10 protein-coding genes are annotated in these 15,325 nt (G+C 73.4%); 3 read left to right on the top strand and 7 right to left on the bottom strand.

Going from position 1 to position 15,325, the window contains the following annotated elements:
* Nucleotides 1-5: 5 nt before the first annotated feature.
* From SL103_RS14010 to SL103_RS13995, 4 genes are all read right to left on the bottom strand, one after another.
* Complete coding sequence (locus SL103_RS14010) at nt 6-884, bottom strand: COG4705 family protein (RefSeq protein ID WP_069569174.1); 879 nt, start codon at nt 882-884, stop codon at nt 6-8.
* Nucleotides 885-1,137: 253 nt separating this feature from the next.
* Nucleotides 1,138-1,974: a COG4705 family protein gene (locus tag SL103_RS14005; RefSeq protein ID WP_069573698.1), complete on the bottom strand. Its 837-nt coding sequence runs from the start codon at nt 1,972-1,974 to the stop codon at nt 1,138-1,140.
* Between the two features lie 49 nt (nt 1,975-2,023).
* The gene (locus SL103_RS14000; protein ID WP_099055413.1) at nt 2,024-3,256 is read right to left on the bottom strand and encodes an MFS transporter; all 1,233 of its coding nucleotides are present in this window, start codon (nt 3,254-3,256) and stop codon (nt 2,024-2,026) included.
* Nucleotides 3,257-3,415: 159 nt separating this feature from the next.
* On the bottom strand, nt 3,416-4,402 hold the full coding sequence (locus SL103_RS13995; protein WP_069569173.1) for an MsnO8 family LLM class oxidoreductase: 987 nt from the start codon (nt 4,400-4,402) through the stop codon (nt 3,416-3,418).
* A gap of 240 nt (nt 4,403-4,642) precedes the next feature.
* Between SL103_RS13995 and SL103_RS13990 the strand changes: the two genes are divergently transcribed.
* Entirely contained in the window at nt 4,643-7,528 is a 2,886-nt protein-coding gene (locus SL103_RS13990; protein WP_069569172.1) for a M48 family metalloprotease, read from the top strand.
* A gap of 64 nt (nt 7,529-7,592) precedes the next feature.
* On the opposite strand, the gene SL103_RS13985 is transcribed toward SL103_RS13990, so the two are convergent.
* Nucleotides 7,593-8,711, bottom strand: coding sequence for an FAD-dependent oxidoreductase (locus SL103_RS13985; RefSeq protein ID WP_069569171.1), 1,119 nt, complete (start codon nt 8,709-8,711; stop codon nt 7,593-7,595).
* Nucleotides 8,708-10,714, bottom strand: a complete 2,007-nt coding sequence (locus SL103_RS13980; protein ID WP_069569170.1) for a LodA/GoxA family CTQ-dependent oxidase — start codon at nt 10,712-10,714, stop codon at nt 8,708-8,710. The genes SL103_RS13985 and SL103_RS13980 overlap by 4 nt, the downstream gene beginning before the upstream one ends.
* An 830-nt stretch (nt 10,715-11,544) precedes the next feature.
* On the opposite strand from SL103_RS13980, the gene SL103_RS13975 reads away from it, so the two are divergent.
* Both SL103_RS13975 and SL103_RS13970 read left to right on the top strand, forming a co-directional pair.
* Complete coding sequence (locus tag SL103_RS13975) at nt 11,545-13,662, top strand: S9 family peptidase (protein WP_069573694.1); 2,118 nt, start codon at nt 11,545-11,547, stop codon at nt 13,660-13,662.
* Nucleotides 13,663-13,896: 234 nt separating this feature from the next.
* Nucleotides 13,897-14,448, top strand: coding sequence for a Rieske (2Fe-2S) protein (locus tag SL103_RS13970; protein ID WP_079145737.1), 552 nt, complete (start codon nt 13,897-13,899; stop codon nt 14,446-14,448).
* 374 nt (nt 14,449-14,822) lie between these two features.
* Here the strand turns inward: SL103_RS13970 and SL103_RS13965 are convergent, their stop codons facing one another.
* Complete coding sequence (locus SL103_RS13965; protein WP_069569169.1) at nt 14,823-15,290, bottom strand: hypothetical protein; 468 nt, start codon at nt 15,288-15,290, stop codon at nt 14,823-14,825.
* Nucleotides 15,291-15,325: the final 35 nt, after the last annotated feature.

Below are 15,325 nucleotides of genomic sequence, written 5' to 3'. Positions count from 1 at the left end.
GCCGCTCAGGAGACGCCCGTCAGGGTCTCGTCCCGAGGGACGGCGGCCCGGCGCTCCTGAACGTGGGCGTAGCCCATCAGACCGACCAGCACGGCGAGGAGCACGGCGGACGAGCCCGCCGTGCCGAGGTCGAGGCCGCCCTTGGCGAGCGGCTTGGTGAGGAAGTCGCCGGCGGTGGCACCGAGGGGGCGGGTGAGCACGAAGGCGATCCAGAACAGCACCACGTTCGGCACGGCGGGCACCCGCATCAGGCCGACGAGTACCGCGAGTACACCGGTGACGAGCAGCGCCCCACCCGCGTAACCGAGCCCGGAGCTGTCGGAGAGGAAGTCACCCATCGACGTGCCGAGCGTGTTCGACACGAGGATCGCCGCCCAGAAGAGCGCCTCCGCGCGGAAGCTGACGATGTCCCGGATGGCGAACGTCAGCCCGGTGCACTTCCAGATGACGAAGATGACGAGCAGCAGCGAGATCAGGATCGCGGCCCCGGTGGGGTAGCCCAGGCCGAGGCCCTGCGGTCCCCAGCCGAGCGACTTCGCCCCGTCGGTGAGGAACTTGGCGCTGGCGTCCCGGTTCATGAAGTCGGACATCGTGGTGCCCGCCATGCTCGTGGACAGGATGACGGTCCAGTAGAAGAAGGGGTTGTAGCGCCGGGAGCGGAGCTGGACGACCAACGTGACCACGAAGATGAGGAACAGCGCGACGGTGGTCAGGAAGTAGCCGAGCTTGAGGGTCTGGGCGAAGAGGTCGCCGGCCGTCTCGCCGAGGGTCGTCGCGGCGGTCTTCATGACCCAGAAGGCAAGCGTGACCTCCGGCAGTTTCCGCATCACGTACCTGTCGGTACCGGCGACGTCGAGGTCGGTCAGGACTTCGGGCTCAGGCAAGGTCGATCCCTTCTGGGGGGTGGACGCCTCCGCCGCCTCACGTCGTGCCGTGGGGGCCTCGCGGAGTGCGCACAGCGGCAGCACGTGACGGGCACGAGGCGCCCGCGCACGGCGACGACTCGCACCCCGCCGAACGCTCCCAGCCACAACCTGAACGCATCCTGAACGCCGCCGTCCGCACCCGCGGAGCGGCCCCGGACGGGTGAAGCCGGCCCCTGGCCCCGGGGCCGGCCGCCCTCGTGGGGGCCCGTGCTCAGCCCGCCCGCGGGGTGACCCGCTCGGGGTCGGAAACGTCTCGCCGAGTGACCGTCAAGAACACCACCAGGCCGAGAATCACCGCCAGGAACAGCACACTGGTGATCACCGTGCCCAGGCCGAGTCCGCCGTCGGCGGTCGGCTGGGACAGGTAGTCGCCGATCGAGGCGCCCAACGGCCTGGTGAGGACGTAGGCGATCCAGAAGCTCCACACCGCGTCCAGCCCCAGGGCGAAGTGGGCCACCGCGACCGCGGCGATGGCCAGCGCGAACAGGCCGGCGGAGAGCCAGTACCCGAGGTCCATGCGCTCGGCGACCAGGTCGCCGGCGGCGGTGCCCAGCGCGAAGGTGAACAGTACGGCGAGCCAGTAGAAGGACTCGCGGCGGGTGGTGTCGACGTGATGGATGGACAGCGTCCGCTCGCTGCGGTACCAGGCCACGAACACCACCACGAGGACCACCGCGAACGCGACAGTGCTGGTCTCCAGCGGTACACCCAGGTTGTCGGTGAGGTTGTCGCTGATCAGCGTGCCCACGATGCTGATCAGCGCCACGGCGGTCCAGTAGACACCGGGGCGATAGCCGCGGGTGCGGAACTGTGCCGCCAGGGCCGCGACGAGCACCACGCTCATCAGCAGCGACACGCCCGTCAGGCCCAGGCCCAGCTTCTCGTTCAGCAGGTCGGCCGCGGTCTCACCGACCGTGGTGCACAGCACCTTGATCACCCAGAAGTACGCGGTGACTTCGGGGACCTTGTTCCATCGGAGCCGCCGGCCGGCGGGGGCGGGGCGGGGGTTTCCGGGCGCCTGGACGGCCCCGGGGATCTCAGCTGTCATGGTGCCCGACCGTGCCATCCGCAACCTGAACGCATCCTGAGCGTGCGCCCTACCTCGTCGTCCGCTCTTCCGCGGGCCAGGTGAGGCGCCGGGCGAAGTGGGCGCCCGCCACCAGGACCGTGAAGGCGGCGGTGCAGCCGCCGAGCAGCATGACGGTGGCCGGCGAGGTGCGGTCCAGGGTCACCCCTCCCACGAGTGCGCCGAGGCAGAACGTGGCCTGGAACGAGGCCGTGAACAGCACCGATGCCGCTTCGGGGGTGGTGGGCGCCGCCTTGGCGAACCACGTCTGCGAGGCGACCGGCACGGCGCCGTAGGCGACACCCCACACGATCAGCAGGAACACCGCACCGGCGGCCGAGTGGCCGAGCACCGGCATGAGCAGGGTCGCCACGGCGATGAGACCGGCCGCGAGCCCGAAGACGGTCCGCGGATACGCCGCCACCCGCGCTCCGCCGAGGAAGTTGCCGAGGATGCCGGCCGCGCCGTAGACCAGCAGGAACACGGTGACTTGACCGTCGCCGGCCCGGGTGACCTGTTGCAGGAACGGCGTCACATAGGTGTAGGTGCCGAAGTGGGCCAGCACGATCAGGAACGTCAGCAGGAGCGCGAAGCGGGTGTGGATGCTGCGGAGCATCCTCCTGAGCACGCTCGGCCGGGTGGCCCGGACGGGCGGCAGCGGCGGCAGGACCAGGAGCAGCATGGCCAGCACTCCGGCCGTCAGCGCGCCCATGACGACGCATGCCGTGCGCCACCCGGCGACCTCGCCGAGGAGGGTGCCGGCCGGCACCCCGAGGACGGACCCCAGGGGAACGGCGGAGAAGATCACGGCAGTCGCCCGGCCGACCGAGGCCGGCGGCACCAGCCGCTCGGCCAGCCCCGCGCCGATCGACCAGAACCCGCCGATGGTCAGGCCCACCAAGGCCCTGGAGAGCAGCACCAGCCAGTAGCCGGGTGCTGCCGCGGCGAGGAAGTTCGCCACCGCCAGCAGGAGCATGAAGACGCACAGCATCAGGCGGCGGTCGATGCGCGCCGTGGCCATGGTGACCAGCGGAGCCGCGAGGGCCGCGAGGAGGCCCGGCATCGTCATCATCAGCCCGGCCGCACCGTCCGAGAGGGTGAAGCTGTCACCGATCTCGGTCAGCAGCCCGATGGGCAGGATCTCCGTGGTGACGATCACGAAGATCCCCAACATGACCGCGACCACGGCCAGTCGGCCGGTCAACGGGGAGGGAAGCGGGGGCGCCGCGGGCTCGGCCGGGGCGGCAGGGGCGGTGAGGGACATGGGCTCCGTCCGGGGAGAGGCAGTCGTTCCACCACCAGCTCAGCAGGCGTCACCCCCGCCCGGCTGGCAGCTCTGCGACGGCACCCCCGCGCGCTGCGACGATGTCGTATTCCTGCCGGGCCACCGCCACCGACGCCCGCGGCACGCCGCGACCGCCGCCTACGGTGCCGTCGTGGCCCCGGCGTACTTCGCGAGGAGTTCGTGGGAGCGAACCCGGTCACGGAGGGCGTGGACGGGTGTGGTCAGCATGAGCTCGTCGGCTCCGGTCTCCGCGACCAGCCGGGCGAGCCGCCGGACGACGGTCTCCGGCGTTCCGACGGCCTGCTGTGCGCGGAAGCCGGCCAGCGCCTGTCGTTCCTCCGCGGTGAAGGGGTGGGCGGCCGCTTCCGCGGGCGTGGGGAAGGGGATCTCGCTCATGCCCTTGAGCAGCCCGGCCTTGACGACGTCCATCGGGCCGATGTGCCACGCGGCTTCTTCCTCCGTCTCGGCGCACACCGTCTCCACACAGAGCAGCACCCGAGGCCGTTCGCACCAGCGGGACGGGGTGAACGCCGCCCGGTAACGCTCCAGTGCCGCTTGGGTGTTGTCCGGCCGGATGTGGTGGGCGAGGGCGACCGGCAGACCGAGCCGCGCGGCGAGCGCGGCACCCGCGGTGCTGGAGGCCAGCAGCCAGGGTTCCGGCAGCGGGCCCAGGGCGACCTCGTCGACCAGGAAGGCCAGGGTCGCGGCGACGTCCGCCCGGTACTCCTCATCCGTCGTCGGCCCGGCTCCGCGGCGCAGTGCCCGCGCGGTGGCCTCGTCGAAGGTGCCCGGGCCGCGGCCGATACCCAGGTCGACGCGGTCCGGGTGCAGGGCGGCCAGCGTCCCGAACTGCTCGGCGAGGGTGAGGGGTGCGTGGTTGGGGGCCAGCACGCCGCCCGAACCGAGCCGGATGGCCGCGGTGTTGGCGGCGGCGTGTGCGGTCAGCACGACCGGGGGGAACGCGCCGATCGCGGGCGAGTGGTGGTGCTCGGCGTACCAGATCCGGTGGTATCCCAGCCGTTCCAGTTCCTGAGCGAAGGCGGCGGTGTCGCGCAGGGTCTCCACGGCTCGGGTGCCGGTCTGGACCATCGCGACTTCCAGCGCGGAAAGAGGTACCTCGATCATGCCGTCAGCATAAGGATCGCGTGTTCGAAAACATGCGCGGACCTCCCTGTGCGCGACCGCGGGCCGTATCAGCCCACCCTGCCGAAGGTGCTCCCACCCCTCGTCGGACCACAGTACGGTTCCTGTGGACCAACTCTGTTTTCGGGTACGGGGGTTGAGCATGAGCACTGGGACAGCAGGGGCCGGCGGGACTGCCGAGGGAGCTGAGGCAGCGCACCTCCCGGTGCGGGGGTAGGGGCGATGGCCACGGCCGAGCCCGGGGCGCGCATCGACGAGCGGGCGATCAGTGCGGGCACGACGATGCGCTTCGCCCTGTTGGTGATCCTGCTGCTGGTCAGCAGCGGCTCGATGATGTCCGCCGTCGCCGGCGCCAACGACAACCCGGACGGTTTCGCCGGATTCGGTTGCCAGTTCGCCGCCGGCGTGGACCCCACCCAGGGCGACGGCGCGGTCGGCTACGCCGGGGCGATCATCCACCACGACGCCCTCCAGGCGTGCCTGGACCGCTATACGACGGCCCCTCCGTGGTGGGCGGACCTCGTGTGGCCGGGCCTCGTCCTGGTGGCGGCGGGCGTGCTGTTCTGGCTCCTGCCGGTGTGGAAGGCGCGGCGCCGCCGGGTCGTCGCGCTGGCCACGGTCGATCCCGACGGCGGGATCCGGCGCGCCGTGGCGGACCTGGCGGCGACGGCCGGCCTGGCCCAGGTGCCCCGCGTGGTCATCGACCCGGCCGCGGCGTCGGCGAGCGCGGTGGTGTTCGGCCGCACCCGCCGGCCCACGGTCTGCCTGCACGCCGGTCTGCTGGCCCGCAGATCCCGCGATCCGGAGGGCTTCCGGGCGGTACTGCTGCACGAGTTCGCCCACATCCGCAACGGCGACGTCACCCTGACCTATGTCACCGTCGCCGTGTGGCGGGCGTTCGTCCTGCTGGTGCTCCTCCCCTACCTGGTGTGGTGTGCGGCCGTCATCCCCAGCTCGCTCCAGGACCCGCTCTGGACGGCTGAACAACCCTTTGCGGCAAGGGCGTTCGTGCTCCCCGTCTTCATGATCGTGCTGGTCTATCTCGCGCGGTCGGATGTCCTGCGCAGCCGCGAGGTCTACGCCGACCTGGCCGCGGTGCGCTGGGGCGCCGACCCGCGCGGCTGGGCCGTCACCACGGCGGCACCGGCCGGGGGAAGCAGGGGCAGGCGGCTGCTCGCCTCCTTCGTCGAGCTGTGGCGCACCCATCCGCGCTGGGACCTCCGCCGGGACGCCCTGACCGATCCGGCGGCGCTGTTCGGTGTGCAGGCACTGCCGATGTTCCTGACCGGGGCGGCCGCCGCGATGATCAGCGCCCAGGCCACGCACTACGTGGCCGCCGGCGCCCCCACCAGCTCCTGGACGCACCCCGCGACGGCACTGCTCGCGGCGGTGGCGGCCACCGGCGTGGCCGGGATCGCGCTGTGGCGGGCGGTGGCCCACGCCGTCCTCACCGGGCGGCGGGTGCCTTCCGGCGTACGCGCGGGGCTGTGGCTGGGCGCCGGGATGGCGGCCGGCGTGCTGGACATGAACGAGTTCGCCGTCGCGGAGTGGCTGCCCGCCCGGCCCCAGGTGCTGCTGCTGGTCGTGTGCGCGGGCGTGGTGTTCGCCGGGTGGACGACGCAGTGCGCGCACCTCTGGTTCACGGTGTGGCCGGGCCGCTCCAGGCTCCCGGCCGTGCTGCTGGTCATGGCCGCCGCCTGCCTGCTGCTCACGGCCTGGTTCTCCTGGTGGCAGAGCGGCGGCGTCGATCTGGCGAGCGGATGGATCAGCACGGAGGCGGAGCTCCGGACGCTGGAGCGCATCTTCCCCGGGCCGGCCGCCGACCACGGCACGATGCTGTACGTCAGCGCCGTGGTCCTTCCGGGGCTGACCGGCCTCCAACGGCCCCTCGTGCTGGCCGCGGTCGCGGCCCTGTGGCTCGTACCGCTGCTGGCCTGGACGACCGGTTCGGTGACCGCACGGCGCCGCCGCCCGGCCGGCGGTGCCGCCGGCGACGTCGTCGTGCCGGAACCGCCCTCGACGGCGCCGCCGCCGCTGCGACGGGCGCTGCTCTCCGCGGCGCTGGGCGGCGTGGTCTGCTGGCTCGCGATCGCGGTCACCAAGGCGTACCTGCACACCTGGCAGCCACCGCGCGGGCAGCGCGGAGGGCTGTACACCTTCCTCTCCCAGGCGTGGGCGATGGTGGCCGTGGTGACGGTCGCGACGGTGGCCGCCGGCGTCGCGTGCGCGTGGGCCCGCCGCTACCCGCTGCTCGTCGCGCTGATCACCGCCGAGGCCACCGCCCTGGCCGGTCTGGCCGGGCACTTCGTGCTGCTGTCCGCCGACGGATGCGTTCCGCCGCTGCGCACTCTCGCGTCGCGCTGCTACTGGCTTCCCACCGGCGCCTGGCCGCTGGTCCGGATGGTGCTGGGGCCGGTTCTCGTGTCCACCGCGATCGGCGCCCTCGTGGCCGTCGCCGCGGTGTCGGCGATCCGGCGGCTGCGGCGCGCCGGCGCGGCACACCCCGTGCCCGCGCCGCCGCACGGGGACGGACGCGGACGCCTCGCCCGTCGCGTCGCCGTGAGCGTGTTGTGCGCGGCGGCGGTGGGAGCCACGACCGTGGCCGCGGGGTACGAAAACAGGAGCACCTCGCAGATCCCCGGCAGGTATCACGTGGCCCTTCCGGCGCAGGTGGCCGCGCCGGCGCCGATCGCGGCGATGCAGGTGTCCGCCTGGCTCAAGTTCGGCGGGCGGGACCTGATCCTTCGCTACGCCGCCGCCGACGCCGCGCTCAGCAGGGCGCTGCTGCAGGCCGCGGACGCGCACGGCCGCATCGAGTCGTCCGTCTTCAAGCCGGTGTGCGCGAAGTTCGGCCGGATCATTCAGGACGCCACCCGCTACTTCCCCGTCCCGGACCCGCAGGCCGCGCCCCTGTGGCGGACGTTCACGGACCGGACGCGGAGCGGCAGCCGGGGCTGCGCCCTCGCCTTCGACGAGGGCGACAGCCGCCGTTTCATGGCGTCGCTGCAGCAGTTCCACGAGGCGGACACCACCCTCCGGTCGATTCAGGTGCGGCTCGACGAGGTCCGCCTGGCCGGCGGCGGGCCCCCCGCGACCGGCGCCCGGTAGGACCGCGCACGGCACCCGCCCGGCATCCGGGACCGCGTCGGCGCCCCGTGCGCCCGCCCGCTTCTCACGCCTGTCGGCTCAGCCGCCGGCGGGACCAGAAGGGGCGGTCGGGCCAGCGGGCCTCCCGGGCGTGCACGGCGCGGTGCTCGTGCGCGTAGGCGGTACGGGCCGTGGCGACCTTCGCGGCGTAGTCGGCCAGGGCCGTGCGGTCGCCGTGCAGATGGGCGTCGACCGCTTGACCCGCGCTCAGTCCCGTGTAGAGGGCGGTGAGGATGCCCTGGGAGCTGAGCGGGTCGAAGGCGGCCGCCGCGTCTCCGGCGGCCGTCCAGCCGTCGCCGTGCACCCGGTCCAGATGTGCGCTGTGGGCGGCGGCGCGGCGGGGTGGCCGCAGGGTGGTGAGGCCGTGCGGGCGGGCCCGGTGGGAGACGTGCCGGGTGGCCAGCAGCCGGTCCCGGAACCGCTCGGCGCCGGGCCCGGCGGCCCCGGGCAGGTCGGGGTCGGTGAAGTAGGCGACCAGACGGTGACCGGAGGGCAGCGGGGCGGTGTACCACCAGCCGTCCCGGTCGGACTCGACCAGGGACCGGTCGTCGGGGCACCCCGGCGGGGCCGGGTCGAGGGTGAGGTGGAGGGCGGTCAGCCGGTCCGTCGTGCGGCGCCGGGCGCCGGAGCGGACCGCGACGGCGGCGCCCCGTCCGGTGGCGTCCACCACCCAGCGGCACCGGACGGCCCGTTCGCCGCCTCCCCCGGCGCGGGCGCACAGCGTGAGCCGCCAGGTGCCGTCGGGCCGGCGGGCGGGGCGCCGTACGGCGGTGTGCTCGGCGACGTCGGCGCCCGCCGCGCGGGCCGCGGCCCGCAGCCGCCGGTCGAAGAGCGGGCGGTCCAGGTGCCAGCCGTGGCCGTAGGGGTCGTGGAGGGAGTCCACGGCGTACAGTTCGGGCGAGCCCCAGGCGGACAGGTTGCCGTGGCAGGGCAGATGTCCGGTGGCCAGGACCGGTTCGGCGACGCCGAGGTCGGTCAGGAGCAGCCGCGCCGCGGACACCAGCGCCTCGCCGGCCTTGGGCGGGCCGGTGCCCGCGTCGGCCAGCAGGACCGTGCGCCCGGCCCGTACGAGGGTCAGCGCGGCGGCACAGCCGGCCGGGCCACCGCCCGCGACCACGACGTCGTAGGCGGGCGTGCGGGTCACTGGGCGCCGTGGAAGGGGTCGAGCTTCTCCAGGTACCCGGCGGCGATCTCCGCCTCGTCCCGGCCGGTCGCCTCCTTGACCTCCTGGACCGCCTGCTGCACGAGGTCCGCCTCGACCGACTCGGCCGGGATGCTGCCGCTCCAGGCGTCGGCCGCGGCGGCCAGCTGGGGCACCCCCGCCTCCGGCACCTGGATGTTGACGAGGTTGGCCAGGTCCGGGGCCGGCGGGTATCCGGGCTCCGACTCCACCTGGATGCGGCGGGGGAACTTTCCGTCGCCGACGGTGTATTCGTGGGTCTCGACGACGCCGAACTTGTACCAGTCGTCGATCATCTGCCGGCGCTGCTTGTTGAAGTCCGTGCCCTGCAGGCCGCGCAGCCACACCGCCCGATGCTCGAAGGCCCGCTCCCTGGCGCTGTCGTCGGAGCCGGTCGGCGCGGTGTTGACGGTGGTGAAGTCCGCCTTCTTGAGTACGTGGTTGGGCATCGGCGCGGGCCAGAACGTCGGCAGATAGGGGCTGTAGCGGGGGCCGAGCCCGGCGCGCACCTCGTAGCCGGAACGGCAGCTCGCGGTGTCGCACTGCCAGGGGGCGGCCATCCAGCGGGTCAGGTCGCCCGGCCCCTGCGCGAACAGCGGGCCGTTCTTGCCGAGGGCGTCCTGGAGGCTGAGCACCGGGCCGTAGTCGCGTTCGGGGTTCTCCGGCGTGCGGTGCAGGATGCGGAAGGGCTCGGAGTACATGGTCTTGTGCCGCATCGGCCAGGTGACCTCGCAGCCCGGGTGGAAGGCGTCGGCGGCGCAACCGTCCAGGGCGGCCCGGTCCAGCAGGCCCGGCTGTTCGGCGAGGGGCGCCCGGTCCACGTCCGGGTGTCCGGTGCGGGGCGGGCCGGAGGTGAAGTGACCGTCGACCCACAGGGCCAGCATCCGGTCCTGGGTGGGCGAGAGGGTGATGTGCTGCCGTACGGAGTTGGGCCTGCTGGCCATGGCGTCGCCGTAGATCCACGGCCAGGGCACCGGGGACGTACCGTCCCGGGCGTAGTCCCGCATCTGGATGTAGACCTGGCGGCGGAGTTCCCGGCTCGCCTCCCCCGGGTCGGCGAGCCGCTTGCGCAGGGCCGGGTCCTGGAAGTCGTGCGGGCCGCGCCAGCCGAACTGGGTGGCGAAGCCGTGGTTGACCCACTGCAGATCGCAGAACCGGAGCAGCAGCGGTTCGATGTGGTCCGGGTAGGAGACGGTGGCCGGGGCGGGCAGCGTCTGCTCGGTGACGAACACGTCGAACAGCAGGTCGTAGAGGGTGCGGACGGATTTCACGCCGGGGGCGTAGTGCGGCGGGGCGACCACGACCCAGCTCGCCGTGGCGGGTTTGGTGACCCCGTTGAGGATGACCTCGGCGGTGACCGGGCCGTCGGAGACGTCGTCGTACCAGGTGTCGTTGTTGGCGACGCCGGTGATCGGGCCGTTGCTGTACGAGGCGGAGGTGCCGTTTCCGCCGACGACCACCAGCCGGCCGTCGCTCTGGGTGGCGAGCGCGCCGAGGGTGACCGGTTTGTTCATGATCTTCCCGGTCAGCGCGGCGGTCTCGTGCGCGGAGGCGCGGACGGCCTTGCGGCCGGCATCGATGACGAGCTTCTGCCGGTCGCTGACGCCGGCGTTCCGCCGGGCCCGCTGCGCGTCCGGCAGAGCGGTGGCCTCGGGGATGTCGAGCGGAACGTGGAACTGGTACCACGCGGCCTTCTTGTTGGCGAGGTGCACCGACCACTTGATCTCGGTCACGCCCTCCTCGCCCAGCTTCAGCTCCCGGACGACCTCCCCGGCCTGGTTGTAGCCGTACACCCGGAAGCGGGCGGCCTGCCGGACGAGCTTCCCCGAGCCGTCCTTGTAGGAGCCGGCCGGCAGCGGCGGCTGGTCCGGTGACTCCGGCCCCAGGAAGGGCGGTTGGGGGCTGTTGCCGACCCGGGCGATGCCGATGGCCGGATGGATCTTCACCTGTGCTATTCGCTGGTCCACCGGACAGCCTTTCTCGGGAGGGTGCACGAAGTCCCCCCGGAGGCACCATCGTGGGTACGGCGCGCTGCCGGCCGCGCGGCCGGCGCGTCGTGATGGGCGTACGGATTCACCCCTTCGGGCCACCTGTCCGCCGATCCGTTTCATCGCAGCTCAGCACGCGTGTCGCGGGCACGTCGTCCCGCCCGGCCTGCGCCGGCGGGCGTAGCGCTCGGCGCGCGGGAGGGCAGGCGTCCCGACAGGCGTCCAGGCGTCCGGGAGCGTACGCGGAACCGTTCCGGGAGCAATCCGGCCGCGGCCGACGGAAGTCGGACAACAGCCGCCCACCTGTTCCGTCGGAGGGCTGTCGGGCAGTAAGATCCCGAAGCGCTTCGAACGGTCCGCGAGACCGGGGCGGGCCGGATCCGTGGCCTCCCGGGGCCCGGGACCGGCGCCAGGACCGGAGCGCCCCTCGCGCCCGTCGGCCGCGGTACGGACCAGCTCACCTTCAGCGCCCGGATCCGGGCCCCGAGCCGGCCCCTGGACAGCCGGCGCGTTCGTGCGTCATCCGTGCCGGTCGGCCGGGCCGCCACCCGCTGGAGACGCGAACCGCCCCGCACGCCGCACGGCCGGCAGCGCACGCCTCACCCGAACCTCTCCGCGGGGCCCAGTTCGAGCTCGCCCGCGCCCCCGTGGAGACAGCACCACCGCACCACCCGGATCACCACACCGCACCCCTCACACGAGGGACCACCACAACCACCCTGGAGGACAGCACCTTGGACAGGACCCTGGACACCCCTACGGGCAGCACCTCGGACAGCGCTTCCGACGGCGCTTCCGGCCGCACCGCCGTGCACTCCGCCGCAGCGGCGGCCTTCCCCCGGCAGTTCGCCCGCACCCGCCGCTTCTCGCTCGGCGTGCCGCGCCACCTCACGGTCTCCCCCGACGGCCGCCGGGTGCTCTTCGTCCGTACGGGTTCCGGCACCGACCCCGTGGGCCGGCTCTGGCAGTACGAGGACGGCGCGGAACGGCTGTTGGCCGATCCGGCACTGCTGGTGGGGGCCGGTCCCGGAGCGGTTCCCGAAGAGGAGCGACTGCGCCGGGAACGGGCCCGTGAGCGATCGGTGGGCGTGGTGTCGTACGCGACCGATTCCGCCGTCCGGCTCGCCGCGTTCGCGCTCTCCGGCGCCCTGTGGGCGGTACGCACGGACGACGGCGCGCCGTTCCCGGTCCCGGCGGCCGGGCCGGTGGTCGACCCCCGCCCGTCCCCCGACGGCCGGCACATCGCGTATGTGACCGGCCGGTCCCTCCATGTCGTCGACGTGGCCGGCGGCGACCGGCAGCTGGCCCGCGCGGAGGGACCGGACGTGTCCTACGGACTGGCCGAATACGTGGCGGCCGAGTCCATGCAGCGGCTGCGCGGCTACTGGTGGGCGCCGGACAGCCGTCGCCTGCTGGTGGCCAGGGTCGACACCGGCCGCGTGGCCCGGCGTTACCTCGCCGATCCCGCGGATCCGGCGAAGCCGCCCCGGGTCGTCGCGTATCCGGCGGCCGGCACCCCCAACGCGGAGGTCGGCGCGCACCTGGTCGCACTGGACGGCGAGCGGGTGGAAGTGGCCTGGGACCGCGCCGCGTACGAGTACCTCGTCGACGCCGGCTGGGACGCGCACGGGCCGTTCCTCGCCGTACAGAGCCGCGACCAGCGCACCCTGCGGACGCTCGCGGTCGATCCGGTGACCGGGGCCACCGAGGTGCGGCACGAGCGGACCGACCCGGCGTGGGTGGAGCTGGTACCGGGCACTCCGTCCCGTACCGCCTCCGGCGCGCTGGTCGTCCCGGAGGACGACGGCGGCACCCGGTATCTGACCGTGGGCGGGCGGCGGGTCACCCCGGAGGGGCTCCAGCTGGGCGAGGTCCTCGGGGTGGAGGGTGAGACGGTGCTCTTCACGGCGAGCGAGGACCCGTTGGAGACCCATGTGTGGCGCCATGTACCGGAGCGCGGGAACCAGCGGCTGAGCCGGGGTCCCGGCCGGTACGCGGGCGTGGCGCGGGGCGGCACCGTGGTCCTGGCGGGCAGCACACCGGGCGGGGCGGAGGTGAGCGTCGTACGGGAGCCGGGAGCGGCGCCGACCGGCGACGGGACGGGTGCGCGGACCGTCATCGCCTCGTTCGCCGAGGAACCGGTGATCGCGCCGCGGCCGATCCATCTCACGCTCGGCGCACGGCAGTTGCGGGGCACCCTGTTCCTGCCGTCGTGGCACCGGGAGGGGACGGCGAAGCTGCCGGTGCTGGTCGATCCCTACGGCGGGCCGGGGATACAGAAGGTGGGGCGGACCCGTGACTGGTTCGTCTGCGTGTCGCAGTGGTTCGCCGAGCAGGGTTTCGCAGTGCTGGCCGTGGACGGGCGCGGCACACCGGGCCGGGGACCCGCCTGGGAGAAGACCATCCACGGCGATCAGCTCGCCCCCGCGCTGGAGGACCAGGTGGACGCCCTCCGGGCGGCCGCGGCGCACTGCGGGGACCTGGACCTCACGCGGGTCGGGATCCGCGGCTGGTCGTTCGGCGGCTACCTGGCGGCGGGCGCGGTGCTGCACCGCCCGGACGTCTTCCACGCGGCGGTCGCCGGCGCCCCGCCCACCGACATGCGGCTGTACGACACCCACTGGAAGGAGCGGTACCTCGGTCACCCGGACGAGCACCCGGAGAACTACGCGCGCTCCTCGCTGGCCGGCCACGGCCATCTGCTGCGGCGCCCGCTGCTGCTGGTCCACGGCCTCGCCGACGACAACGTCGCGGTGGCGCACACCCTGCGCTTCTCGGCGGAGCTGCTGGCCGCCGGCCGGCCGCACAGCGTGCTGCCGCTGTCCGGCGCCACCCACGCACCGGCCGACGCGGTCAACGAGCAACTGCTGTACGCCCAGCGGGACTTCCTGCTCGACGCCCTGAGGAGGAGCGCGGACGAGGGCTGACCGACCGGGTGCCTCCGCTCCACCGGTGGGGCGCGCTTTGTCCGAACGCAACACCTCCGCACGGATCACGGCCGGCGTTGAACACACCCGGCCGCGCTCGCGTATGGCCCGGTGCAACGTCCATGGACCACCACAGCGCGCACCGAAGGCACCAGGAACCGGAGGCACACCATGGCTCGACAGGCAGCATCGGCGCGGACGGAAACCGAGCAGCGGACGGACCCCGCGGCACTCATGCAGGCCGCGGCACGGGCACGGACCGACGCGGCGAGGGCAGCCGGGGCGACACCGGCGCCGGGGCCGACGGTGGCCCCGGCGCCCGCGGGGCGCGGGGCCGGCCGACGGGCCGTCGTCGCGGCCGTCGGCGCGGCCGGGCTGACCGCCGCGCTCGCGGCCTGCGGCGGCATGTCGGACGCGGGCGGCTCCGGTGCGAAGAACGCGGAGGGCGGCGGCTCGCAGGACGCGGGCGGGAGCGGTGGCGAGGCCGGTGGCGGCGCGGGGGGCACGCTGGCCAAAACCACGGAGATCCCCTCGGGCGGCGGCAAGATCTTCAAGGCCGAGAAGGTCGTGGTCACCCAGCCGAAGGAGGGCGAGATCAAGGCGTTCTCCGCGGTCTGCCCGCATGCCGGCTGCGTCGTCAACGAGGTCGCCGGCGGCACCATCAACTGCCCGTGCCACGGCAGCAAGTTCGACATCACCGACGGCAGCGTGAAGCACGGCCCGGCCACCAAACCCCTGGAACCCGCCAAGGTCAACGTCAAGGACGGCTCGGTCACCCTCGGCTGACGGCGCGGCCGTCACAGGCGCCGCTCAGCCGCTGGGGAGAATCCGGGAAGAAGCAAGCAAGCTCCGCTACGGGCTGCCGTCCTCGTTCGCCGCCGCCGTCCCCCGACCGGTCTCACCACGGTGACGGCAAGTGGGAGCGCTGGGCATCACGGAGTGTAAGAGCAGCCGCCCGGCGGTACGCCAAACGGATGGGCGCAGCGAGTGCTGTGCCCATCCGTGACGTGCGTTGTTCCAGCGGTACGAGGGATCCGACGGACACGTCCAATATGGCCGGGTTCCCTCGCTGTCGGACGCGAGAACCCGACATGCTGCTGTTCCTCACGCCGACTGTGGCGGCCCACCAGAAGTCCTCCGACAGACCCGAGGCCACCCGTTCATCTTCCGCAGCCCTCTTGGTCGTCGGGGTCCCGGGCCGGTACCGACGCGGGCAGCTCCGCCACCACGTCGGCCATCGCCTCCGCGAGGTCGATGACCCGCTCGTAGGGCTTGCGCTCCTTGATCCACCCGATCATCCGGTCCCCGTGCAGCCGCCAGCCCATCTTGGCGTCGGCCGTCATGTGGAGCACCCGCTCGGTGAAGATCAGCTCGGCGAAGGTCGGGTCGACGGAGCATGCGATCATGCGGGGTTTACGGCCGGTAGGTACGTGGACGGGGGCGCCGGCGCGGGGCGGGAGGGGATCCATCCGCAGTCCGTGGACGAGCGTGCCGACGGAGGCCACCGTGTCGGGGAAACTGCGCGGCAGGGCCAGCACCGCGACGGAATAGAAATGGACGTCGGTGCCGTAGCGGCCGCCCCGACGCACCGCGGCGAGGTGGAAGAGCGTCGTCCCATATCCCCGCACCCGCCCTTCCAGTACATGCGTGGCGTGATTGGCCA

Origin of the sequence: Streptomyces lydicus (assembly GCF_001729485.1) — a bacterium.
Taxonomy (GTDB): Bacteria; Actinomycetota; Actinomycetes; order Streptomycetales; family Streptomycetaceae; genus Streptomyces; species Streptomyces lydicus_D.
This window is presented reverse-complemented; position numbering and strand designations above follow the sequence as displayed.

Coding starts and splice junctions, on each gene's coding strand:
- SL103_RS13970 (WP_079145737.1), top strand. CDS start 13,897: ATGCAGGCCGCGGCACGGGCACGGACCGACGCGGCGAGGGCAGCCGGG.
- SL103_RS14005 (WP_069573698.1), bottom strand. CDS start 1,974: ATGACAGCTGAGATCCCCGGGGCCGTCCAGGCGCCCGGAAACCCCCGC.
- SL103_RS14000 (WP_099055413.1), bottom strand. CDS start 3,256: ATGTCCCTCACCGCCCCTGCCGCCCCGGCCGAGCCCGCGGCGCCCCCG.
- SL103_RS13990 (WP_069569172.1), top strand. CDS start 4,643: ATGGCCACGGCCGAGCCCGGGGCGCGCATCGACGAGCGGGCGATCAGT.
- SL103_RS13995 (WP_069569173.1), bottom strand. CDS start 4,402: ATGATCGAGGTACCTCTTTCCGCGCTGGAAGTCGCGATGGTCCAGACC.